The sequence below is a fragment of the Prevotella sp. genome (assembly GCF_051059605.1).
GTDB lineage: Bacteria > Bacteroidota > Bacteroidia > Bacteroidales > Bacteroidaceae > Prevotella.
In genome coordinates, this window is sequence record NZ_CP050883.1 from 667,399 (window position 1) to 693,236 (window position 25,838).

Annotated in this window: 18 protein-coding genes; 11 read left to right on the forward strand and 7 right to left on the reverse strand. The window is 35.1% G+C overall.

From position 1 onward, the window contains the following. Positions 1–394: 394 nt before the first annotated feature. Together HEQ28_RS02610 and HEQ28_RS02615 are read left to right on the forward strand one after the other, a co-directional pair. Positions 395–541 carry a hypothetical protein gene (locus tag HEQ28_RS02610; protein ID WP_434503630.1) on the forward strand — a complete coding sequence of 49 codons (147 nt, stop codon included), beginning with the start codon at positions 395–397 and terminating at the stop codon, positions 539–541. A 53-nt stretch (positions 542–594) separates the two neighbouring features. After that, positions 595–2,142, forward strand: a complete 1,548-nt coding sequence (locus HEQ28_RS02615; RefSeq protein WP_434503631.1) for a fimbrillin family protein — start codon at positions 595–597, stop codon at positions 2,140–2,142. Positions 2,143–2,976: 834 nt separating this feature from the next. Here the strand turns inward: HEQ28_RS02615 and HEQ28_RS02620 are convergent. Continuing rightward, positions 2,977–3,561 carry a hypothetical protein gene (locus HEQ28_RS02620; RefSeq protein WP_434503632.1) on the reverse strand — a complete coding sequence of 195 codons (585 nt, stop codon included), beginning with the start codon at positions 3,559–3,561 and terminating at the stop codon, positions 2,977–2,979. 1,734 nt (positions 3,562–5,295) lie between these two features. Here HEQ28_RS02620 and HEQ28_RS02625 point away from each other — a divergent pair. Together HEQ28_RS02625 and HEQ28_RS02630 are read left to right on the forward strand one after the other, a co-directional pair. Further along, positions 5,296–8,787, forward strand: a complete 3,492-nt coding sequence (locus HEQ28_RS02625) for a helicase-related protein (protein ID WP_434503633.1) — start codon at positions 5,296–5,298, stop codon at positions 8,785–8,787. A gap of 19 nt (positions 8,788–8,806) precedes the next feature. Further along, positions 8,807–12,079 carry an Eco57I restriction-modification methylase domain-containing protein gene (locus HEQ28_RS02630; protein WP_434503634.1) on the forward strand — a complete coding sequence of 1,091 codons (3,273 nt, stop codon included), beginning with the start codon at positions 8,807–8,809 and terminating at the stop codon, positions 12,077–12,079. A 29-nt stretch (positions 12,080–12,108) separates the two neighbouring features. Here the strand turns inward: HEQ28_RS02630 and HEQ28_RS02635 are convergent, their stop codons facing one another. Then, complete coding sequence (locus HEQ28_RS02635; protein ID WP_434503635.1) at positions 12,109–13,035, reverse strand: TaqI-like C-terminal specificity domain-containing protein; 927 nt, start codon at positions 13,033–13,035, stop codon at positions 12,109–12,111. Next, the gene (locus HEQ28_RS02640) at positions 13,032–13,643 is read right to left on the reverse strand and encodes a master DNA invertase Mpi family serine-type recombinase (protein ID WP_434503636.1); all 612 of its coding nucleotides are present in this window, start codon (positions 13,641–13,643) and stop codon (positions 13,032–13,034) included. The genes HEQ28_RS02635 and HEQ28_RS02640 overlap by 4 nt, the downstream gene beginning before the upstream one ends. A gap of 181 nt (positions 13,644–13,824) precedes the next feature. Here HEQ28_RS02640 and HEQ28_RS02645 point away from each other — a divergent pair, with 181 nt between their 5' ends. After that, positions 13,825–14,472: a hypothetical protein gene (locus HEQ28_RS02645; protein WP_434503637.1), complete on the forward strand. Its 648-nt coding sequence runs from the start codon at positions 13,825–13,827 to the stop codon at positions 14,470–14,472. Between the two features lie 224 nt (positions 14,473–14,696). Here HEQ28_RS02645 and HEQ28_RS02650 read toward each other — a convergent pair whose 3' ends face one another. The 3 genes from HEQ28_RS02650 to HEQ28_RS02660 all read right to left on the reverse strand — a co-directional run bounded on the left by HEQ28_RS02650 (position 14,697) and on the right by HEQ28_RS02660 (position 17,752). After that, the gene (locus tag HEQ28_RS02650) at positions 14,697–15,677 is read right to left on the reverse strand and encodes a type II toxin-antitoxin system antitoxin SocA domain-containing protein (protein WP_434503638.1); all 981 of its coding nucleotides are present in this window, start codon (positions 15,675–15,677) and stop codon (positions 14,697–14,699) included. 1,046 nt (positions 15,678–16,723) lie between these two features. Then, the gene (locus HEQ28_RS02655) at positions 16,724–16,903 is read right to left on the reverse strand and encodes a PG1828 family lipoprotein (RefSeq protein WP_301411193.1); all 180 of its coding nucleotides are present in this window, start codon (positions 16,901–16,903) and stop codon (positions 16,724–16,726) included. Between the two features lie 207 nt (positions 16,904–17,110). Further along, positions 17,111–17,752: a DKNYY domain-containing protein gene (locus HEQ28_RS02660; protein WP_434503639.1), complete on the reverse strand. Its 642-nt coding sequence runs from the start codon at positions 17,750–17,752 to the stop codon at positions 17,111–17,113. A 181-nt stretch (positions 17,753–17,933) separates the two neighbouring features. On the opposite strand from HEQ28_RS02660, the gene HEQ28_RS02665 reads away from it, so the two are divergent. From HEQ28_RS02665 to HEQ28_RS02680, 4 genes are all read left to right on the forward strand, one after another. After that, complete coding sequence (locus HEQ28_RS02665) at positions 17,934–19,160, forward strand: NAD(P)/FAD-dependent oxidoreductase (protein WP_434503640.1); 1,227 nt, start codon at positions 17,934–17,936, stop codon at positions 19,158–19,160. A gap of 161 nt (positions 19,161–19,321) precedes the next feature. Continuing rightward, positions 19,322–21,790 carry a phenylalanine--tRNA ligase subunit beta gene (pheT, locus tag HEQ28_RS02670; protein WP_434503641.1) on the forward strand — a complete coding sequence of 823 codons (2,469 nt, stop codon included), beginning with the start codon at positions 19,322–19,324 and terminating at the stop codon, positions 21,788–21,790. 49 nt (positions 21,791–21,839) lie between these two features. Further along, complete coding sequence (locus tag HEQ28_RS02675; RefSeq protein ID WP_434503642.1) at positions 21,840–22,580, forward strand: YebC/PmpR family DNA-binding transcriptional regulator; 741 nt, start codon at positions 21,840–21,842, stop codon at positions 22,578–22,580. Between the two features lie 5 nt (positions 22,581–22,585). Next, positions 22,586–22,843 (forward strand): TIGR03905 family TSCPD domain-containing protein, encoded by a 258-nt coding sequence (locus HEQ28_RS02680; protein WP_434503643.1) that lies wholly within the window; start codon positions 22,586–22,588, stop codon positions 22,841–22,843. Positions 22,844–22,907: 64 nt separating this feature from the next. Here the strand turns inward: HEQ28_RS02680 and HEQ28_RS02685 are convergent, their stop codons facing one another. Beyond that, the gene (locus HEQ28_RS02685; protein ID WP_434503644.1) at positions 22,908–23,306 is read right to left on the reverse strand and encodes a hypothetical protein; all 399 of its coding nucleotides are present in this window, start codon (positions 23,304–23,306) and stop codon (positions 22,908–22,910) included. Between the two features lie 86 nt (positions 23,307–23,392). Here HEQ28_RS02685 and lepA point away from each other — a divergent pair, with 86 nt between their 5' ends. After that, on the forward strand, positions 23,393–25,186 hold the full coding sequence (gene lepA, locus HEQ28_RS02690) for a translation elongation factor 4 (protein ID WP_434503645.1): 1,794 nt from the start codon (positions 23,393–23,395) through the stop codon (positions 25,184–25,186). A gap of 47 nt (positions 25,187–25,233) precedes the next feature. Then, positions 25,234–25,830 (forward strand): Crp/Fnr family transcriptional regulator, encoded by a 597-nt coding sequence (locus HEQ28_RS02695; protein ID WP_434503646.1) that lies wholly within the window; start codon positions 25,234–25,236, stop codon positions 25,828–25,830. Positions 25,831–25,838: the final 8 nt, after the last annotated feature.

The window sequence follows — 25,838 nt, forward strand, 5'->3', positions numbered from 1 at the left end:
ATATTAAGTAAATATTATCAAATTTTGTAGTAATGATACATGCAAATTGTGATAATGAAACAGATGAATATATCGTATTTATTAACTTTGCGACCTTAATTGTAGTTATGATTTCATTTTAATAATAACCCCAATAAATAATGATTAAATTTAACTGATAATGAAAAAATATATACATTATTCTTGTTGTTTACTTTATTATTTATGTCTTGTAGCTTAGATAATGATGTAGCAGAGATTGTCAATCCCTTTGACCCGACAAGCGAACTTGTTGACAGTGTTCTAAGAAATAATATAGTTGTTATTAGTGATACCAATACTTATGAGAGCAAAAGTCAGTTTGATTTTTATTATATAAATAATATACGCACGTAAATAATTTAATTATATGCAAATGAAAAGAAAAGAGTACAAAAGCCCTTCAATACACGTTATAGAAGCGGAAGTACAGCTACCAATCGCAAATAGCAATGTAAATGCATTGCCAGTTACTCCTTGGTCACCTGCTCCCAGTGGTGATGGAACTATTGATGATGCTTAACAGCTCAGTATTGTATAAACATTATTAAAGTATCACGACAAAAAAAACAATTTATGAAAATCAGATTATTCAACCTTGGAATATTAGCCAGTGTGTTATTAATGACGTTGAGCGGTTGCTCTTCAGACGAGACTTTTACAAACGAGAACGACACAGCCGTTAAGAGTATGAAGATAAATATATCCGACGGCTTATTTACTTCAGTAGATGACAGTGGTGCAAAGACACGCGCCACAGATAATGGCACAGGGACCACATTTGCTAGCGGTGACGCCATCGGTATATTTGCAGTTAAGCCTGATGGAACTGTTGTTCTGGCTAATGCCAAATATACCTATGATGGTACTTCTAAATGGCTTAACAGTAATAGTACAGAGAACTTGCCATATTTTGAGGGTGCAAAGTATTTTGCTTACTATCCTTATCAAGCAAGTATGGATGGCAAATATTCTGCAAGTGGCACTTTCAGTGATTTAACAGCCCAGACCTTCTTTGGATCGTTAATCAGCAGTTGGACTCCAGCCGCCGATCAAAGTACGCAAGCCAAATACACAGCTCAGGATTTGATGGTGTCTATGGCTACAGTCGATGCTTCTACATACAGCAGTTCATTCACACTGTCTCACCAAATGTCAATAGTTGAAATAGACCTTCACCAAGTTCATTATACATATAATGGAACAAACAAATATCGTTTTACATTTGATGCTACCAGCAAACCATTTAATATCGCTGATGGTAAATACCGTTACTTAGTTAATCCAAATAATACACTTTCTGTTACAGGCAATAATCAGTATAATAGTACTGACGTAGCAAAGACTAAGGGATGGAAAATAAGTGGGGCAGCTCCTGCCGCAGCTAAATATAAGATTTATAAATATAAAGGTGCTTCAGCTTGTCTTACTCAAACTTCGCGCCAAAATGTGTGTCTAGGTGATGCAAACATCGGCGATTACCTTTATGCTGATGGAACAACAGGAACAACCACAGGTGGTAAGACAATTGTGGGCATCGTATTCTCCAACGAGATTAGTTCTGCAGAATATAATGCTGGCTATACGCATGGCTATGCGATTGCCCTAAAAGATGCAAGTATAGGATATTATTGGGGACCTGATGGGGTTAATGCAAATTCCACCAAAGTTGTCAGCTCTTCAGATTGTTATAACGATATCAGCTCAGGTTATTATGGAACATTTACCCTAAAATACAATACTAGCAGCTATCCAGCATGGCAGGTTGCTAATAGTTATAATGTAGATGTATCCAAGTTTACTAATAGTGGTTGGTATCTTCCAAGTATCGGCCAATGGTGGGATGTTTTTGCTAACATAGGCAAGTTGTACTTGATAAATATGCAGACATCTGCTAATTCTTTCGGTGTATTGTTTATAGACGACCATATATTAAACAATGTAAACAATGCATTTATAGCAGTTGGAGGTGAAAAAATAGCTGATGGCGATGGTTATTCGTCTTCGTCTGAAAATACTGTTGATAACTTTATTGAATTTTACTTTTCTCTTGGGGAATTAACGATATTTGAAAACTCTAAAAGTAGTACTACTGCTAATGTAAGGTCTGTTCTTGCATTTTAATCATTTCATCAATAGAAATAACATAATAATATGATAAAAAAGATGACCTTTTAGCATTTGCCGAAAGGTCATCTTTTTATCATATTTAAGTATAAATACCTAGAGAAAAGTACATTAGCATAAACAGTATAGTCTCAAAAGACAGTTACCACATGGTGGAGACAAAGCAGTTCATGCTGTTTATCTGCGTAAATCAGCGAGAGACTTATTGGGGTTTTCTTGTGCACTAGCTTGAGTCCTCTTGCGTGTTATTCTCTCGCAGATAACGCAGATCACGCAGATGAATGCAGCAGGCTGCATTATTTCGCAGAGAAAGACAGTTGGTAGTTAATGTGGTTTTGTGGTTTATCTGCGTAATCAGCGAGATCTGCGAGAGACATTGGGGTTTCATTGTGCAATAGCTTGAGTACTCTTGCGTATTATTCTCTCGCAGATAACGCAGATCTCGCAGAGGAATGCAGCAGGCTGCATTATTTCGCAGAGAAAGACAGTTTGTAGTTAATGTGGTTTTGTGGTTTATCTGCGTAATCAGCGAGATCTGCGAGAGACATTGGGGTTTCTTTGTGCAATAGCTTGAGTACTCTTGCATGTTATTCTCTCGCAGATAACGCAGATCTCGCAGATGAATGCAGCAGGCTGCATTATTTCGCAGAGAAAGATAGTTGATGTAGATGTTGTTGTTTTGGGTTTTATCTGCGACCTTAGCGAGATCTGCGAGAGAAATGGCCGTTTACGTTGATAAATTCAATCTGCGTGAGCCAACGCCGTTTGTACATGCAAAGAAAGAATCTCTGCGTGAACAACATAATCTCTGCGTGAGCAATGAATCAGAATTTATCTAGCATAGATTAGTGACTTTTTTGTATTGTAGGGGAAAAGCCATGTATTAAAAAATGCAACATCTGGTTCAATATCAACTATTTCACATGGCTGATATTGCTTGTTTATCTCTTTAATCAAATAGCGATGACCATTTTTTTCTATCAGCGTTAAAAAGGATTCTCCGAGAAGATTATACACACGATCAGGCTTAATGCTATCCAAATAATCGAATAATTTATCATTGACACTTTTGGTATAGCAGAAAGAATCATAATTGTCATATACACCTGCTAAATACCAAATGCCTTCAGGAGTCTTTGCCAAAATACAATCGAGTTCTAAATGATCGAAATCTATGTATTGGTCTATCTGATTATACGTAGGCATCTGTGAGAAAGTAATCTTGCGATATTCCTTTTTTGTTAGTACGTTGAATATAGGATATGATGCCGTAACAGCTTTGCGATGAAAATCCTGAATATAGTATTCGGCTTCAATCATCATCTTATTCACACCCTTCTCTTGTTTGCTAATCTGTTGGGTAAAAGCAGACAGGCTTACGATTGATAACAATATTAAAAAATAAGTTCTTTTCATATTTCAATGTTTTTTTAGTTTATGTTAGAGTCAGATGTTTTCTGGTCGCAATGTCATGAATTGATTTAAAAAGGTTGTATCATAACATATTTCACTAAAGTCAAATAACTCTTAAAGTGCTATTTCCAACTTTGCTTAATTTAGAATACAAATATAGTAATAAAAAAATATAATTACAACTTTTGAAAATATTTATTTATAGTATAAGTAATTTGCAAAGAGATCAATACCAATATGTTGCCGGAAATAGACATGAGTTTTAGTTCGTTTTCTTTGTCCATATATAAACTGCATAGTCTCCCGCAGATAGATATTTATTAAATAAAGAAAACATAAGAAAAAATGTCAATAAAATCAACATAATTAAAAGATTAATTTTTAATATAGCAAGTGTGAAATGACTTAAAATCAAGGGCAATTTATGGAGGATATTCCCCCTAAATTGAAAAAGATTTCAGAAAAAAAGAAAAATAACCTACATTATATATATTTTTCACTTAAATGGCTGTTTATCAATAGATTAACTTATGTATAAGGGTGCGTTTTCCTACATCTTTCCTACATGGTTCCTACATTATAAGTACGTATTTGTACCTAAAACGATGGAATTTGATCAAATTATTATACTCAAATCTTTTTTTTGCTGCCATAAGTTTGTTCCTCTGCCAGTAAAGCAAATTACAATGATGTCTTTCATGGGAATTTTAAATCTAGAAATGTTATCTAAATTTGTAAATAAATTTTATAACAAACGGGTTTGTGTGGCATTTAAATATATCAACCCTTTCAGTAAAGGATTTCATACAATTATACCGATTATCAGTAACAGTTTTAAAAAATGTATAGTGATTAAGAATGTATAACTACAAATGGTTATAATTAATTCCTATTATAGTCAAAATGCATGAAGCGCAGCGAGAATAAAATCACCAATTTCGGTGCGTCTTTGAGTAATAAGGGTCTAATCACTCTGCAAAGCATGTAGGACAACAGAGTGATTAGGCCCTAATCACTCCCTAAAATGTATAAGAACGGACTTATATACATTAGCTAACGTGTTGTATAACAATGCGTTTGGTGAAATCATGTAGGAAACGGCATCAGAAAATTAAAAATAAAAAAATATTTTAGATGCTCATGACTCAATTGGTTTCATCATTTTACTAACTGAATGAACTAAATTTGTGGAGAAGCGTGTGCTAATTTTTGATAAAGTTATATAGAATTTCTAACTTAATATGGTTAATCGCAGCGCTCACAGCGCTACTTAGCTGCACGGTATGGATTGTAGGATAGCAACAGAGGGATGTGCTAAAGCACATCCCTTTTATTGTTTTTATGGTTTCATGCAGATGATTATTGTTTGTTTTCCCGCAGATTAAATGCAATGGCGTGCATTTGGGTGAACGGCCTATTTTCCCGCAGATAACGCAGATCTACGAAGAGAAAAATGCAAAAGTGTTTCTTTGCTATAATTATTTTTTGTGTAATCTAATCCTAATGCAGTAATACTTAAAAATAGGAAAGAAATTGCTCAAATAAAGTATAAAAGTAATTATTCGTTATATAATTAGATAAACAAATGATGTTTATTTTTGACAAAATCCACAAGTATGTGTTGATAAGATGCTTTTTTACCATTAAATTAGGATATATTAAAAAAAAATAAGTAACTTTGGAGATGAAAATGTTGTGTATCATAAAAGATACAAACAAATATAGAAAAAGTAGTTTATGACTAATACACTTTTAGATAATACCACTGACAATTTAAAACTGGTAAATACAATTAAGCAATGTATAATCAATTCTAGTTGCAAAAATATAAAGATTGCAACTGGATATTGGGATATACCAGGTATGGTGTTGATATATGATGAGTTAAAGAATTTTCTTTCAGAGACAGATACGAAAATTCAGTTATTAATTGGCGCTGATCCTGTTATACGTCAAAAACAATTAGCTCATCCAATTCATAAAAGTTCAAAATTTCCGCAAGATTATATTAAACGAGATATTCAACAACTTGATGTAAAAGATGATTATGTTGATGTTATTCGTCTAATTAAAGAGTTTTGTCAGGAGAAGGAAGAGAATAGTAAATTTCAAATCCGTATTTATAGAAAGGATAATGATGGGGATGCGCAATTTTTTCATGCTAAATGTTATATTTTTTGCGGAAGTGATTATGCTGTAGGTATCATTGGTAGTAGCAACTTTACACAAAAAGGACTTGAAGGTAATTCTGAACTGAATTATTTGGAAACCAACCAGATGATAGTTTCTGCTCAACCAAGTGCAACTTCTTATAGTAAAGGACATATATGTTGGTTCGATGAAAAATGGGAGCTATCAACTCAGTGGAATAAAATATTTCTTGAAGAAATAATAAAAGGTGCTCCTATAACAGTAAAAGCCGAAAAAACGAAAGAAATAGCACCATTAACACCTTATGAACTGTATATAAAACTTTTGCAGTACAAATTCGGTGATATAGTAGACTTAAATCAGCAACAACTCATAGAAAGCTACCTTCCGCCAAGCTATGATCCATTAGTTTATCAAATGGATGCTGTAAAGCAATGTTTCTCTATAATGAAAGAACATGGCGGTTTTATGCTTGCTGATGTTGTAGGTTTAGGGAAAACTGTTATTGGAGCTTTGGTAATTAAGCATTTCCTTACTTTGCCTGATGATGATGGACGCGAGCGAAAGATTCTTATAATAACTCCACCTGCTATTTTATCAGGATGGAAAGATACAATAAAACAATTTGATGAGCATAATATCAATAAGATGAAGCCATCTATTGATTATGTAACAACAGGTAGTATCAATAAACTTGTGGATGATGTAGATGTCAATGATTATAATGACATTGACGATATGGATTCAGAGGAATTCTCTTCAGATTTTAAAAATAACAATTACGGATTAATTATTATTGACGAAAGTCATAAATTCCGCAATAGTAGTACTAGTATGTACAAGTCTTTGGATGGATTAATAGCACAGATAGGTAGTACTACAGGAGTATATCCTTATATTGGGTTACTATCTGCAACACCTCAAAATAACAGACCATCTGATATCCAGAATCAAATATACTTATTTGAAAGAAATCATGCAGATAGTACTCTAAAAAAAGCTGCAGGAGGTAATCTTGAAGGATTTTTTGCTGATATAAATAGGCGTTATGGAAAAATTATTTCTTCAAGAGAATTGATAAAAGATGGGGATATACTACAAATGACTCCTGAAGAATGTAGAAGTGAATTAAAAAAGTTGTCTGCAGAAATCCGTGATTGTGTTCTTCAAGATATTTTAGTGCGTAGAACACGAACTGATGTTAGCAAATATTATGAAAATGACTTAAAGAAACAACAAATCATTTTTCCGCAAATAAGTGGTCCACATGGACTCGAATATAAAATGGAAAGCGGACTTGCTAATTTGTTTGCTCAGACAATGAATCTTATTGCTCCTACAGATAATTTCCGTTTTGATAATAGTGATTACCTTTGTTATTATAGATATAGAGCTATTGAGTTTATAAAATCAGAAGAAGTGAAATCACTTTATAAAGGGAGAAATATTGATCCAGACAGATTTTCACAGCAGTTAGCAAAGATTATGCAAATTAATCTGGTAAAACGTATTGAGAGTAGTTTCTCTGCCTTTAAAAAATCACTCAGAAATCTGCGAAGATATACTCAGAATATGATTGACATGTGGGAACACGATACTATTTTTATTTGTCCAGACATTGATATAAATAAAGAACTTAAACGTGACAAAAATTACGAGATTACTAAAAAGTTATGCACTTTTGAAGATTGTGCTAATGATATACGTTTAAAAATAGCGAAACTTAATGATAAAGGTAGAAATAATAAAGGTCGTAATCAAGAATTGAGAAGGAAAGATTTTTCAGAAGACTATATAGAACTACTTCGCAAGGATTTACAGTTAATTTCCTTTCTATGTACTAGGTGGGAAGAATACAATAATGACCCCAAACTAGAAAAATTTAAAAAAGAATTACGAAATACGCTATTTGATAAACAACGTAATAGAGCCCAAAAGCTTGTTATATTTAGTGAGGCAATCGATACTGTTAAAGCGATTAAGTCAGCAATAGAGGCTTCAGATGATGAATTAAAAGTGCTTGCTGTAACATCTGAGAATCGTCGTGCCTGTGAGACACTTATACAAGAAAATTTTGATGCGAATTATCAAGGAGAATGGAAAAATGTCTACCAAGTAATTGTTACTACAGAAGTTTTGGCAGAAGGAATAAACCTTCATCGTGCTAACTGCATATTGAATTATGATACCCCATGGAATTCAACACGACTTATGCAACGAATAGGTCGTGTAAACCGTATTGGTTCTAATGCGCCATATATTTATGTATATAATTTTATGCCAAGTGCAGAAGGAGATGCCCAGATTAAGCTTGTGCAAAAAGCTTATACTAAATTGCAATCTTTTCATACATTATTTGGTGAAGACAGTCAAGTTTTTACTGAAGATGAAGAAGTGATGCATTACGGTCTTAATCAGCAAATCAATGGCGAAGAATCACCATTTGAAAAATATGTTTTTGAACTAAAAGAATACAGACATGCGCATCCAGACCGTTTTGTTCAAATAGCTGAGACAGAAAATGGATTGGAATTAGCTATTAATCCAAAAGATAATTGTAGCTATTTTCTCGTTCGCAATCCTCAGATTTCAGGCTTGTTTGTAAAGGTTGATGCTGAATTGAATTGCACTATGCTTTCTGGTATTGATATGTATAAATCTTTTCGTCCAGAAGAAGATACTTTAGTAGTTCCGCTTCCAAAAGATTGGGAACAGCGCAAAGCTAAAGCAGAACTTGCTGTAAATCAGTCATTATCACGTATGAATATACATATAAGAAATTCACAGAACGCAACTAAAGCTAAAGAGATAATATTAAGAATGAAAGATAATATTATGATGTCAAAAGAATCACGTAGTCTTCTTGCATCTGCATTCAATTTAGTCAATAAAGGTAATTTTGATATTATCAAAAAAATTATAGCTTTAGATGAGCTGAAGAAACAAAACGGTAATACGCTGTTTGATCTTACCCAAGACGAATTTGATATAGTCATAAAGAGAGATATTGAAAACATAGTTGCTAACGTTCAATTACGTTATGGCAAAGCTCAAACTTATATTGCACTGAGTAAATAACCACAAAATATAAATCATTATGGAATTCAAAGAATATTTTCAGCAACCATATCAAGGTGGAGAGTCATTTTTACACGAAGTTGTTTATCCAATATTTGGTGAAGACTCTTTTAATAATATGTATAATGTTTCATTAATAGAGCAAGATCCTGAACTGAAGACAATTGCAAATGCAACAGGTATAAAATCTATCTGCCATGTCGGTGACATCGTTAAAGATTTTTTCTCTTTAAATATATTTGATGTAACTGTCACAGATCATGTTGTTATGAATCGTAATCGTGTTGCCATTCAAAAGTTGATACGTAATATTATGAACACATATTCCAGTGCATTTATGATATTTCATTATGAAGATACAGATAATTGGGATTGGCGTTTTACATTTTGTAGCAAGAATGGTGGAAAGGATGAAATGACTGATGCTAAAAGGTACACATTTCTGCTTGGTCCTAATCAGTCATGTAGAACTGTATCTGAGAATTTCAGTAAACTACTTCTCAAACATGGAGAAATAGAACTGGTGGATATCGAATCCGTATTCGATGTTGAAGCACTATCTAAAGAATTCTTTGAAAAGTACAAACAACAATATCAACTGTTTGTAGATTATATGTGCGATTCAAATAATGGCATGCGAGAGAACTTCATTGATGCCACTTTTGATCATACTGAATTATCAGAAAGTACGATTAAGGAGCGTGAAGAAAAGCCAATACGCGATTATGTTAAGAAAATGTTAGGTAGAATAGTGTTCTTGCATTTCTTGCAAAAAAAAGGTTGGATGGGTGTTCCTAAAGATGAGCCTTGGGGGAAAGGTGATCAAAATTTTATGAAAAATCTATTTGATAATTGTTCTGACTCACAAAAAGACAATTTTCTGGATCAAATTCTAGAACCATTATTCTCCTACGCTTTGGATAAAGACCGTTCAAATAATGATTTCTTATTTGATACAAAAGTTTCTTTAGATAATGGTTCTACAGTAAAGATACCGTATCTTAATGGTGGACTTTTTGAACGTGACTCATTAGACGAACCATATTCCAAATTTCCAGCAAAGTATTTTGAAAATCTGTTTGAATTCTTTCATCAATACAATTTTACAATTGATGAAAATGACCCGAACGATGCTCAGGTTGGCGTTGATCCTGAGATGCTTGGGCGTATTTTCGAAAACCTCTTGGAGGATAATAAGGACAAGGGAGCATTCTATACCCCAAAGGAAATCGTTCAGTATATGTGCCGTCAGTCTCTCATAACCTATCTGCAAACAGATGTTAAAGAAGAGAAGACGAAGACTTCTATTGAAAAATTTGTAAAGACCTATGATATTAAGTCCATTGGCGGTATAGATAGTGAATTGACGCATTCAGTCAATGAAAAATTAAAAAATATCAAAATATGCGATCCTGCAATAGGTTCTGGAGCATTCCCGATGGGATTATTAAAAGAACTATTCTTATGCCGTGGAGCTATCGAAAATTTTGATGATGCTGCAGAAATTAAACGTCATATTATACAGCATAATATCTATGGAGTAGATATTGAAAAGGGTGCTGTTGATATAGCGCGTCTTCGTTTTTGGCTCTCATTAATTGTAGATGAAGAAACACCACACTCATTGCCTAATCTTGACTATAAAATAATGCAAGGAAATTCTTTGTTAGAACAATATAAAGGCGTTGATTTAAGTAAAATAGCCATACGCAAACAAGAAATGATAAATAAAAAAATGTCATTAGACTTTTTTGATGAAATTATGGATGTTTATCGTCAAGAACTCTGCGAAAAGATCATTGCTTATTACTCTTGTAGTGATCACACGCAGAAGCATCAACTCCTTACGGAAATACATAATAATATTAATAAGCAGATAGATGAGCAAAGATTGCAGTTAGACCTAAAAAATATAGATATTCAAGCCAATGATAAATTCTTTTTATGGCACACATGGTTCTCTGATGTATTTAATAGGCCGAATGGAGATAATGGTTTTGATATTGTAATTGGGAATCCCCCTTATGTACAATTACAGAATAATGGTGGAGAATTAGCTAAAATGTTTCAAAAATGTGGTTATGATACATTTGCACGTACTGGTGATATTTATTGCCTATTTTATGAATGTGGTTGGCAATTATTGAAGAAAGGAGGGATATTGTGTTTTATAACATCTAACAAATGGATGCGTGCTGGTTATGGCCAATCAACGAGAAAATTTTTTGCTACAAAAACCAATCCAAAACTTTTAATAGATTTTACAGGTGTTAAAATTTTTGAAAGTGCAACAGTTGACACAAATATATTGCTCTTTTCAAAAGAAAATAACGAACATAAAACTACTTGTGCTGTTACTAATAAACTCAATAAGGGAAGTATTAATAATTTGAGCGTTTTTGTAGAGCAAAACCATACAACATGCGATTTCTCAACTAGTGATAATTGGGTAATTCTGTCACCTATTGAGCAGAGTATCAAACGAAAGATTGAGGCTGCAGGTACTCCTTTGAAGGATTGGGATGTTCAAATCAATTACGGAATAAAAACAGGCTATAACGATGCATTTATTATTTCTACTGACAAGCGTGAAGAAATACTAGCCAATTGTAAAGACGATAATGAGCGCAAAAGAACTGAAGAACTAATTCGACCTATTTTGAGGGGCAGAGACATAAAGAGATATGCCTATGAGTGGGCAAACTTATGGTTAATATATATACCATGGCACTTCCCTTTACAATTTGATAATAAAATACAAGGCGCTTCAATTAGAGCAGAAACAGAATTTAAACGTTTGTATCCTGCAGTATACAAACATATGCTAGAATACAAAGAACCTTTATCAAAACGTAACAAAGCAGAAACTTGTATAAGATATGAATGGTACGCAATGCAAAGATGGGGTGCAAAATATTGGGACTTATTTTTTAAGCCAAAAATTTGTTGGAAAGCTGTTGGTCGAAATCTGGCTTTCGCAATTGTTGAGCCTGGGACGTTTTTAACAGCCCCTGCTAGTTTTATTTCAGCTAACAGTAGCAACGAAATAATTTTAGCTTATTTGTGTAGCTCGTTAGGAAAATATTACATTTATCAAAATAGTGACACAACAGGGGCTGGAGATATTATGTTAAATATTCAATCTTTAATACGATTTCCGATACCTAAAAATGCATCGGAAGATCTTTTGTTATCAATAAAAGCCAAAGATGAATTAAAAATAGACAATTCTATTTTTAATTTGTATAATTTCGATGAAGATGAGATTAACTTTATAAAAAAACATATATAAATAATATCGCATTGATTGTTAGTATTGGACTAACAATCAATGCGATTTACTTGTTTGCACGATAAAATATAATCCGATTCTTCTCTTGTCAATTCATAAGCTTGAAAAATTATATTATCCATTTTACTATCAGAGATTTTATTGTTCATTTTATCTTCTATCAATGACTCGAAATTACTAGGAAAATCTAATTTTAAAGGTGTTTTTTCTAATGTTGTAACATATAATTGTATGCCCCCACCTTGGACTTCTGCTTCAGTCGTGAGTTTTAGGTACCAATCAAAAAGTTTACTGTTCATCAAACCTACGAATTGTATAAGTTGTTTTCTATTACCTGTCATAATATTAACCGCATTATTACAAAACATGGAATTATCATCAAAAGCAAAATTGATGTTACAACCTATTATTTTCCACATAACTTTTGGCTTAGAAAAATCCTCCCAATAACTAATACTATCTTGTGTTTCAAACCACTTATTAGAGGTTTTTTTTCGTGCCTTAATTTTCTCTCCATTGATAACATTAATATTCCCAGTTTGCTCTAAACGTTCTATCCCAAATAATAACAGATAGTTTTTTACAGATGGATATGATTCTATATTATAATGTTTTGATGGAAAAGTTGCAATCAGCCATAGATTTGCCCACTCATAGGCATATCTCTTTATGTCTCTGCCCCTCAAAATAGGTCGAATTAGTTCTTCAGTTCTTTTGCGCTCATTATCGTCTTTACAATTAGCTAGTATTTCTTCACGTTTCTCCGTAGAAATAATAAATGCATCATTATAGCCAGTGAGCACACCACGATAAATATTTATATCCCAATCCTTCAAAGGAGTACCTGCAGCCTCAATCTTTCGTTTGATACTCTGCTCAATAGGTGACAGAATTACCCAATTATCACTAGTTGAGAAATCGCATGTTGTATGGTTTTGCTCTACAAAAACGCTCATTTTGTAGTGGACATATTTGTTAGAATATATCGAGTTAAAGTGTTTCTGTTAACTTTACAAATATTAGCTATTTGACGTTTTGATATGTGTTCATTAAGTAATTCACTTATTAAAGTTTCTTTACCAAATAACTTATGTTTCTTTATATCTGTTTTTTTACCTTTTGGCCTTCCAAGAATGACTCCCTCGGCTTTTTTTCTTGCCAAAGCTTCTTTAGTCCTTTGGCTAATTAGATTTCTCTCTATTTCAGCTGACAACCCAAAAGCGAAAGCTAGCACTTTACTTTGAATATCTTCGCCTAAGCGATAGTTATCTTTAATGGTCCAAACTTTGCATTCTTTGTTCATACAGATATTAAGTATCTCCATTATCATGAATAGGTTACGACCTAGACGTGAAAGTTCGGCACAAATGATTAAATCGTTCTTCTTTACTTTATTCAACAATTTGCCAAGTTCTCGCTTGTTGTATGCTTTAGTTCCGCTGATAGTCTCTTCTATCCAACCATCAACGCATAATTCTTTGCGATTGCAAAAATTGTTTATCTCGAAACGCTGATTCTCTACTGTCTGTTTGTCACTGCTAACTCTAATGTAACCGTATATCATAATTATATTTTGAAAATTGATTCGTTAGTATACTTAACGGAAAAATACGCACTATCATTTGTAATGTCTAGATTATTTGGTAATTTTAATTACTTAAAGTCAAATTATCATTTGAATATTCGTTTTGCTAATCATTTTTTTATATATTTGCATTATTAACTAAGTAACATGAATCTTAATAATGGGCAGATTAAGTAAACTTTATGAGGCTATAGAAACCCTGAGAAAGGAAGGTGTTTCTACAGATGATTTGGAAGCAAAGGTAAACCAAGCAGAGGAAGAAATTATTAAGAACGAAATACTTCCTATTGTAACGAAAAACATTGCACCTGCTTTGAAAGAAGTACAACGTGAATTAGTACTCGTTGTAGATTATATTCCTGGTGAAGATATTAGTGTGCACCTTTCTCGTAAACGTGACTTCACTGCTAACATGAAAGATGCTAAGGAGATAAAACTTGATGATGCTGTGGAACATAGTACGCATGTAGTTACAAGTCAGCTACATAAAAAACATGCTACATATTTATCCGTTATATTCCCTGATGGTACGATTATTTCAGATCAGATAGCTGCTGAAACTCTTTATAAAGTGGTAAAAAGGATAGGGGTAACTCGAGTGCGGAAAGTTGTAGAGGAACAAAATCTTGTATTCTGTAAGGTTCCTGTTATATCTAATCGCAGAGATGCTAAATATGGTAAAACTCAAAAAGATTTAGGTAATGGGTGGTTGCTTATCACGCACAGTAATAATAAAATGAAAAAGGCTTTCTTAGAAAAAATATCGGATGCTTTGCACTTAGATCTTTCTGTGAAAATTAAATTCTAATCTTTAATGAGCAATTTATCTCTATTTTAGAGTAACTACCGTGCTATTTCATTTGCTTCTGATGAACTAGTAACGCAATTAGTATGTAATAACACCCAGTTACTTATTAGGTACATGAACTAATATTTTATCTTTCTGCCGTATAAAGCTTAAAACCGTGATCAATAGTCACGGTTTCTTTTTCTATAAGTCTTTTCAAATAGAGAGGTGTATTCATTTGTTTGTCAGATACTATTCAATTTGAATGCTTCATTATATGAAATGAGATTGTCGCAGTCGTGATATTCTTTCCATGCATCTTCTTTGTGACTCATTGCTGATATTTCCGCTGAAGACATATCTTTGAATTTATCAACGATAATATTTAGTATTCCAATTTCTTGTGGAGTGAGTTCTTCTAAATCTGGTTGCTCTGAGATATGCAATTCTGTTCCACTGACACCAGAATTAAACTCAACTAATTCTGATTCTACACCATCAATTAAACTATACACCCGATCCCATCTTAATGGCACTGGACCATATTGTATTGCTTTGTATGATAAACCGGTAATACCTTTACCATAAGTCTTATATGATAAGAAATCAGTATAGAAAAGTAACTTGTTCATCTTCGTGTTAAAGACTCTACCGCATCTGTCCAACAGAAAGAGAATTGTGCTTCTTAATTTATCATACGACTGCGTAGCATATCCGTTGCACAAGCCTCGTGATGATGTGGAGAAGATCATTTTTTCTTCTATCTTATGATCATTCATAGAGACTTTATGTAAAGCAGTAAGGAGCTTTTCGTAGTCTTTTACCTCAAACTGATTTTTTGCATTTTCAACGAATGTACGAAAGACTTCTGGATTCTTGATTAAATTCAATATCTTTCCGTTAGCCTCACTTGGGATATCTCCATTTTCGTATAGGCGATATTGATTATCTCCAAAACCAAGTATCTTTGACATTTTAGATGCAGGCAAGTCATACATCCTTCTTATTTTCTTTATTTCATCAGGAAACGGTATTCCGTATTTCACCCTATATTGATTATAGACTTGAGAAAGATTTGCAGTGTCAATTTCGGTCGTTGTAAATCTTTCTTTTGTATCTTCACATAAGTAATATGATGAAATGTACTGGAACTTCTCTTTGCGGAATTCCAATTCTGCTTTTTCTGTTTTAAGTATTGCGTTTCCTCCTGTGAATGGACTTTTCATTGTTTTAATCTTTAAATGGGTATTTGATTATTTTCTGCAAAAATACGAATAAAGTTGAATACTTGCAATTATTATTGTTAATAATTAACTTTAAAGTTGTTCTAGTCTATTATCATGGAACTTCACAAGAACAAAGGTTCTATCTTTGTGTATTCCTGGTAATGGTTTGTTTATCGTCTATTCTTCCACAGATTTAATTCATTGAATGTGTAAACGGCCGATCCTCTTGCTGATCTCGCTGACAAAGACCGTATAGTGGAGATACTGCCGTTCATGCTGTTTGCTGTTTATCTGCGAAATAATGCAGCTTGCTGCATTCATCTGCGAGATCTGCGTTATCTGCGAGAGAATAACATGCAAGAGGACTCAAGCTATCTGTGAGATACGCTCGTTCTTTCCTTATTCTTTCCTTGTTCTCTCCTTATGTGTTTAAACGGCCGTTCACGCGTTTCTCGCGGAAATAAAATGCAGAAACTAAAGAAATTTCGTGCCAGTAAGAGCAGAGCCAAGCTAGCTTGAGCTATGCCGAACGCAGCCGAAATTCTTTTATAAAGAAAAACGGCCTTTATTGCTCACGTAATTTCAGAACAGCTATCATGAAACCGCATCTAAAGATGCCACGAAAAGCCAGCAGAAAAGCTTCCTCTGCGCATGACTTAGCGAAAACTTTCCTATTACATAGCTTCTTTACTTTACATGTATGAACCCCAATGTCTCTCGCTGATCTCGCGACAAAGACAGATACCACACTGCGGGAGGCAATGCCGTTCACGTTGATACATTAAATCTGCGGGAGAAAACATCTGCTTTAGCAGATGCTATAGTTACATGCAAAGAAAAGAATATCTGCGGGAATTAGCGGGAACAGTATATTCATTCAATAGTCAGACTGCATTCAACTTGAATGCTTCAGTATATGAAATAAGATGGTTGCTGTTATGATCATCTTCAAAGAGAAGACTAGGGGAGTGGTATAAACACAAAAAAAACCGCTAGACTCTTGGAGTCCAGCGGTTAATCTCTCATTTTTCAGTTCGAGCTTCTGTTTACTTAACAGCAGCAGCAGCAGTGTCAGTAGCAGCTGTATCAACAGCAGCTGAATCATTAGCTGAATCAACAACAGCTGTATCAGAATCAGCGTTTGCAGCAGGAGCTGCAGTTTTGTTACCACATGATGCGAAAGAGATAGCTGCGATAGCTACGAACATTAAAACTAATTTCTTCATTTTCTTTGCTTTTTTAAATCTGTAAAACAATCATTTGTTTATTAAAACGTTGCAAAGGTAAGAATTTTTTTAATACGTTGTTCACTTTTTAACGATTTTTTTTGCACCCCTTTGTAACTTTTTTGTAATCTATTGTAAATCAATGCTTTATGAATGATAAATAAATGTTAATGATTTTGTGCACCCAAACAAAAGTGCATTTTAGCATTATTGATTATCTATCTTCTTACCATGATAATACATGTTGAAGCCGTCTGAAGCGTATCCGTTGCCCTGATATTTGAAGTTGTTTGCACTAGAAACATCTGGTAATTTTTTTCCTCGATAGTATGCATTGAATGAATCTTTGGCGTATCCACCCTCAATAATCTGGAATGAACTGGCTGTAGCATCTTCGACTTTGTTTCCACGATAATACACGTTGAACGCATCTTTGGCATATCCACGACCTATTTCTTTGAATGTGCTTGCGCTAGCATCATCGAGTTTCTTTCCGTTATAGAAGACATCAAAATTTGTTTTATGGTATCTTGATGTTTCGTATCCGTTATTATCGTAGTCTTCGTTATCGTCTCTATTATATATAATGTCATCGTCATTATTTATTCTATAGCGGTTGTCTATCCTGAAACCGTTGGGATCAACATATTCCAGAATGTTACCGTTTTGGTAGACGTGTCGGGAATCCTTGGCATATCCGTAGCCTAAGTCCTGGAATGTTTCTATGTTGGCACGTCTTACTACCATCCCATGGTAGTAAACATGATTATCGTCGTGTGTGTAATCATGTTGAGCGAATGCCGTGATAGACATTGCTAGAATAATTGCGGTTAAAATGGTTTTCTTCATATTATTGTTTGTTATTAGAATTATTTTTATATGCTATATATCATGCAAATTTACAATATATTTTGTTATTATACAAATATAGATGTTTACTTTTTGAAGTTACTTTTTACAGAAAAAGTATTGAAACTAATGAAATTATTCATAACTTAGCGGAATAATTTAAAAAATACGGTATCCATATATGATAAAAATGAATGTCGCTATCGTCGGTGGTGGTGCTTCGGGATTCTTTGCAGCGATAAGAGCTAAGAGTAAAAATCCAAACGCCAATGTAACTATCTTTGAGAAAAATCAAAACGTTTTGGATAAGGTGATGATTACTGGTGGGGGACGATGTAACCTGACTAATAGCTTTGAAGAAATTTCTGATCTTAAACATGCATATCCTAGAGGGCATAAGCTGATGAAACGCTTGTTTAAGCAATTTGACTATCATGAAGTTTATAAATGGTTTGAGGATAATGGCGTTCCTTTGGTTACCCAAGAAGATTTGTGCGTGTTTCCTGAATCACAGGAAGCGGCATCTATCGTGAATTGTCTTATCAATAAGGCAAAGCGTCTGGGAGTAAACATTATGACCGGATATAAAATGGAAAAAGCTATACAGACTGAGGACGGACTTTTCATGTTGTATTTTAAAAACGGGAAAACGCAAGTCTTTGACAGAGTCGCAATTACGACAGGTGGATCGCCTAATATAAACGACTTGCAGCATTTGCGCGAAATGGGACATGGAATAGAAACACCGATACCTTCACTTTTTACGTTTAACATATCAGATAAAAAGATATTGGCATTGATGGGTACTGTGGTTAATCCCGTTATAACTTCAATTCCTTCAACCAAGTTTCGCTCACAAGGACCGCTGCTTGTTACACATTGGGGATTCAGCGGACCTGCAATATTGAAACTATCATCACATGCTGCACGATATTTGCATGAAAACAATTATAATGTAGACATATCGGTGAATTGGGCGAATGTGGTAAATCGTGATGAAATAGAGGAATATATAAAGAATATTGTAAACGAAAATCCAAACAAACAGCTTGCTTCGCTCAGACCTTATGACATGCCTTCACGACTCTGGACATATATTATAGATAAACTAAGTTTGCCAAAGGAAAAGAAATGGTCGGAATTGGGCAAGAGTGGTATAAATAGAATGATAGAGGCTTTGACAAATGATATTTATCACGTAAAAGGGAAGGGCGCATATCGTGAAGAATTTGTTACTTGTGGAGGAGTATCATTAAGCGATATTGACTACCATACTCTTGAAAGCAAAATATGCCCACACTTGTTTTTCGCAGGAGAAGTGCTTGATATAGATGCTATAACAGGTGGTTTTAACTTGCAGGCTGCCTGGACTACGGGGTATATTGTAGGGCAGAACATCGTGGAATAGCTAGTGAATAATATGTGCAAACGTACAGAAAAGAATAATTATGATGTGTAATATCTAGATATATGCATATTGATGAACTAAAAATCAATGATTCTTTTTGTGCATGTGATGATTTTTTTGTATTTTTGCAGAGTTTTTGAGTAAATATAAAAATCATTATAATGAATATTTCTTATAAATGGCTTAAAGAATACGTCGATTTCGACCTTACACCGCAGGAAACTGCTGATGCATTGACATCTGTGGGACTTGAAGTAGACGCTCTTGAAGAAGTTCAGACTATAAAGGGTGGGCTTAAAGGATTGTATGTCGGCAAAGTTCTGACATGCGATAACCACCCAAACAGTGATCATCTGCATATAACAACGGTAGACTTGGGAAAAGGCGAACCACAGCAGATTGTTTGTGGCGCTCCAAATGTGGCTGCTGGTCAGAAAGTAATCGTTGCCGATTTGGGCTGCGTTTTATATGAAGGTGAGGAGTCATTTACCATTAAGAGAAGCAAACTACGTGGTGTTGAGTCATTAGGTATGATTTGTGCCGAAGACGAGATTGGCGTAGGTACAGACCACGACGGAATAATCGTTTTGCCAGAGGATGCTGTTGTAGGAACTCCTGCAGCTGATTACTATCACCTTGAAAGTGACTGGATAATAGAAATAGATATAACTGCTAACCATGGAGATGCTTTGTCTCACTATGGTGTAGCGCGCGATTTCTATGCTTGGTTAAAGCAGAACGGATATGCAACGAGTTTGCATCGCCCTGATTGCTCTGCATTCAAGGTAGACAATGAAGATCTTGAAATAGATGTAGACTTGCAAAATACTGATGCTTGCAAGCGCTATTCATGTATAAGCATTTCTGGATGCGAAGTGAAGGAGAGTCCTGAATGGTTGCAGAATAAATTGCGTGTTATCGGTTTACGCCCTATTAATAATATTGTGGATATCACAAATTATATAATGATGGCTTATGGTCAGCCTATGCATTGCTTTGATGCAGACATGGTGAAAGGTCATAAGATCGTTGTGCGCACTCAACCAGAAGGAACAAAATTTGTTACTCTAGACGGTGAGGAGCATACACTAGGTGCTCGCGACCTGAGTATATGCAACGCAGAAGATCCGATGTGTATCGCTGGTATCTTCGGCGGAAAGGGTAGTGGAACTTATGATACTACGACTAACGTGGTATTAGAAAGTGCATACTTCCACCCAACATGGATTCGTAAGAGCACTCGTCGTCATGGACTAAGTACAGACGCAAGTTATCGTTTTGAGCGTGGTATTGATCCTAATGGTAATATCTATGCATTGAAGCAGGCTGCTATCTTGTGTAAGGAACTTGCCGGTGGCAAGATATCTATGCAGATAAAGGATGTATATCCAGAACCTATTGAAGGCTTTAATGTAGATTTATCTTATGAATACGTACATAATTTGATAGGTAAGGAAATAGGCAAGGAAACCATCAAAGAAATCGTTACAAGCTTGGAAATGAAGATTGTATCTGAGACAAATGAAGGTATTTCAATTGTTGTTCCTCCTTATCGTTCTGATGTTCAGCGTCCATGTGATGTTGTTGAGGACATCCTTCGTATATACGGATATAATAATGTAGAAATTCCTACTCAGCTAAAGAGTTCTCTAACAATAGCTGGTGATGAAGATAAGAAGCATCGTCTTCAAAATCTTGTAAGTGAGCAACTTGTAGGTTGTGGGTTCAATGAAATATTGAACAACTCGCTTTCAAAACTTTCTTATTACTCAGACAACGATTATAACGCATACAGTCTTGATACAACCGTAAAGGTGATGAATCCGCTTAGTGCTGATTTGGGTGTTATGCGTCAGACAATGTTGTTTGGTGGCTTGGAGAGTATTTTAAGAAATGTGAACCGCAAGAGCAGTAATCTTCGTTTCTTTGAGGTTGGCAACACTTATAAATATGATAAGTCTAAATGGACTGAAGAGGATCCTGCAAGAGGATACGGTCAGGAACAGCACATGGCTCTCTGGGTTACAGGAAAGCGTGTAGAAGGTTCTTGGATTCATCCTGATGAAGATTCTAGTTTCTATGAGCTGATGGCTTATGTAAAGAATATCTTTGCTCATGTAGGTCTTGGAATAACCAAACTTGTGCTTGAAAAGAGCGACAACAATATATTCTCTAAGGGGCTTGTTTACAAAAACCGCGGAGGTAAAGTATTTGCTGAGATTGGTGTTCTGAATAACAAGGTTCTTAAGAAGTTTGATATAGAACAGGCGATCTTCTATGCTGATATCTATTGGGACAATGTTACGAAGGCTGTGAAGAAGGAAACTTTGGAATATCAGGAAATAAGCAAGTTCCCAGCTGTGAGCAGAGACTTGGCATTGCTGATAGACAAGAACGTAGAGTTTGAGCAGATTGAGCAGATTGCATTGCAGACTGATAAGAAACTATTGAAGAGTGTAGACTTGTTTGATGTATATGAAGGCAAGAATCTGCCTGCTGGCAAGAAGAGCTACGCCATTAACTTTATCCTACAGGATGATACAAAAACCCTGAACGACAAGGCCATTGACGCGATCATGCAGAAGTTGATTAAGCAGTTGTGCGCTAAGCTAGGTGCTGAATTGCGATAAAAGATAAAGATAATTTAAGTAAAAAAATAATCGATAAATTTAAAATTCAATGGGAAGAGCATTTGAATATCGTAAAGCTACGAAGATGAAAAGATGGGGTCACATGGCCCGTACATTCACAAAATTGGGTAAGCAGATTGCTATTGCAGTAAAAGCTGGTGGTCCTGAACCTGAGAATAATCCAACACTTCGTGCTCTCATTGCAAACTGCAAACGTGAGAACATGCCTAAGGACAACGTCGATCGCGCAATCAAGAATGCGATGGGCAAGGACCAAAGTGATTATAAGGATGTTACTTATGAGGGATATGGCCCTCACGGAATAGCTGTGTTTGTTGAGACTCTTACAGACAATACTACACGTACTGTAGCCGATGTTCGTTCTATATTCAATAAGTTTAGCGGAAATCTTGGTACACAGGGTAGTCTTTCTTTCCTTTTCGACCACAAATGTGTATTCACATTCAAGAAGAAGGATGGTATTGACATGGATGAACTTATCCTAGACCTTATTGATTATGGAGTAGAAGATGAATATGATGAAGACGAGGAAGCTGGAGAGGTAACTATCTATGGTTCTCCAACAAGTTTCAGCGATATTCAAAAGCATCTCGAGGCAGACGGTTTTGAGGTTACAGGTGCAGAGTTTACTCGTATTCCTAACGATTTGAAGGCGGTAACTCCTGAAGAGCGTGCAACGATTGAAAAGATGGTTGATAAATTGGAAGAGTTTGAGGATGTGCAGACTGTATACACCAACATGACGCCAGAAGAAGATACTGAAGCGTAAAAATTATGTCTCGTCATATTTCATACAAGCCAAAGGGTGTTTGCTCTCGTATGATAAATATTGATGTTGATGACAACAATATAATCACAAATCTAGAGTTTGTGGGTGGTTGCGATGGCAATACGCACGGAATTATGGCATTAGTGAAGGGTACGAAAGTTGATGATGTCAGATCAAGATTAAAGGGAATTGCTTGTGGAACAAAAGCTACAAGTTGCCCGGATCAACTTGCAATAGCTCTTGATGAACTAGAAAAGGGATAATAATTTATACAGATAAAATAAAAAAACAGAAATCTTTATTTGATAGAGATTTCTGTTTTTTTTATTATTTTATTTCTTTGTTATTGAAGTCATGCTTAAAAAGAATTTCCTGTGGGTTCTTGTGTGAATGAACAACATATCTGAAATTCAATCCTCCGTCAATATAACCTTTTATACCAGTGTTATCAGAAATGCCTTTCTTCAATCCGTCAATAATCTTCTTATTGTTTTTGTTGATTATAACAGCATTGTCCATCTTGTCTGAGAATGAACAGTAGTATATAATTGTTCTGGTAGAATTTTCGAAAGTCATACTGTCAGTACGAGTATAGTTGATAAAGGGTGTAGGACAGTACTTCTGAGTGTATTCTTTAGTCTCTCTTTTTGCCCGTTCATCAATGGTTTCATGGTGGCAAGCTGTGAGAGCAAGCACCGAAATAATCAAAATAAATGTTTTTTTCATAATGCAAATGCTTTATTTTCGTGCAAAGATAATAATAAATTGCGGAAAAATCGTTATCTTTGCGCTTTAAAAGGATATAAATTAACATGGATAATATAAATAAAATACGTAATTTCTGTATCATTGCTCATATTGATCATGGTAAATCAACATTGGCTGATAGACTTTTGGAGCGAACAAAGACGATCCAAATTACGGGAGGTCAGATGCTTGATGACATGGATCTTGAGCGTGAGCGTGGAATTACTATTAAGAGTCATGCTATACAGATGGCATACAAGGCTAAGGATGAGCAATCATACATTCTTAATCTTATAGATACTCCGGGGCACGTGGACTTCTCTTATGAGGTTTCTCGTTCTATTGCGGCGTGTGAGGGTGCTTTGCTTGTAGTTGATGCTACACAGGGTGTTCAGGCTCAGACTATATCTAATCTATATATGGCGATAGAGCATGACTTGGAGATTATTCCTGTAATCAACAAGATTGATATGCCTAATGCTATGCCTGACGAGGTAGAGGATGAAATTATAGATCTTATTGGTTGCGACAGAAGCGACATATTAAGAGCATCTGGAAAGACTGGTGAAGGCGTTGATGATATACTTGAAGCTGTAGTTGCCCGTGTTCCTCATCCTGTTGGTGATGTGAATGCTCCAGCTCAGGCTTTGATTTTTGACTCAATATTTAATAGCTTCCGTGGAGTTATCGTACTTTGTAAGGTTGTTAACGGTAGCATAAAGAAAGGCGACAGAGTAAAGTTCTTCAATACAGATATGGAATATACTGCTGACGAAGTAGGTGTGTTGAAAATGGATATGGTTCCATGCAGCACATTGTCTAGTGGTGAAGTGGGATATATCATAAGTGGTATAAAGAACGCTACTGAGGTAAAGGTAGGTGATACAGTAACTTCTATCGTGAACCCATGTAAAGAGGCTATTGCTGGATTCCAGGAAGTAAAGCCTATGGTGTTTGCTGGTTTATATCCTATAGACCCTAATGATTATGAGAATCTAAGGGCTTCTTTGGAGAAATTGCAGCTTAACGATGCTTCACTTACATTCTCACCAGAGAGTTCTATAGCTTTGGGATTTGGTTTCAGATGTGGATTCCTTGGACTTCTGCACATGGAGATTGTTCAGGAACGTTTGGAGCGTGAATTCAATATGGATGTAATTACAACAGTTCCTAACGTTTCATATATGGTATATGATAAGCAGGGAAATGAGAATGAAGTTCATAATCCATCTGGATTGCCTGATCAGACAATGATAGAACGTATTGAAGAGCCTTATATCAGAGCTAGTATCATTACTGGTGCTGAATATATAGGTCCGATAATGAAGTTGTGCCTAGACAAGAGAGGCGAACTTTTAAATCAGGAATATGTGACTGGAAACAGAGTTGAGTTGCACTTCATGATTCCGTTGGGTGAAATTGTGATAGACTTTTATGATAAGTTGAAGAGTATATCAAAGGGATATGCCTCATTTGACTATCATGTAGATTCTTTCCGCCCATCAAAATTGGCTAAGTTGGATATTTTGTTGAATGGTGAACCGGTTGATGCCCTTTCTACGTTGACACACGAGAGTAATGCTGTGAACTTTGGACGCAGAATGTGTGAGAAACTGAAAGAGTTGATACCTCGTCAGCAATTCGATATAGCAATCCAGGCAGCCATAGGAGCTAAAATTGTTGCACGAGAGACCGTAAAGCAGGTGCGTAAGGATGTAACAGCCAAATGTTATGGTGGTGACGTCAGCCGAAAGCGTAAGCTCTTGGAAAAGCAAAAACAAGGTAAAAAGCGCATGAAGCAGGTTGGAAATGTGCAAGTTCCGCAGAAGGCATTCTTAGCTGTCCTTAAACTTGATTAATTTATACTATAATACTTGGAAGATAACTAAAATTTGGAGGAGACTTTATGAAAGAACTAGTAAACACACCACGCGATATTGCACGTGAATTAGCACGAAAGTATAGCACGATGACACATGAAGAACTTGATACTTTGGAAAGTATTCTTGTTCCAATGAAAATCGCAAAGGGTGAAATGATTCTCAAAGATGGTGAAATCTGCAAAAACCTCTACTATATTGATAAAGGACTTGTGCGCCAGTTCTATTTTAAGAATGGCAAGGAAGTTACTGAACATCTTGGTGAAGACCGTACAATTTTTATGTGTATAGAAAGTCTTTTTAAAGAGACTCCATCACATTTGCAGGTTGAAGCTTTGGAACCATGTATGATTTATGCTCTTCCGAAACATCATCTTGAAAGTGTGGCTCTTCATAATGTCAACATTCAGATTCTTTATCGAAAAATACTTGAAGAAAGCCTGATACTTTCTCAGGTACATGCAGACTTAGTAAGATTTGAAACAGCTGGTGATAGATATAAGAAAATGTGCAAGTTGATGCCTCAAGTTGTTTTGCGTGCTCCATTAGTGTTTATAGCAAGTTATCTCCAAATGACTCCAGAAACTTTGAGTAGGGTAAGGGCTTCTACTCTGGTAGATTAATCGTGATA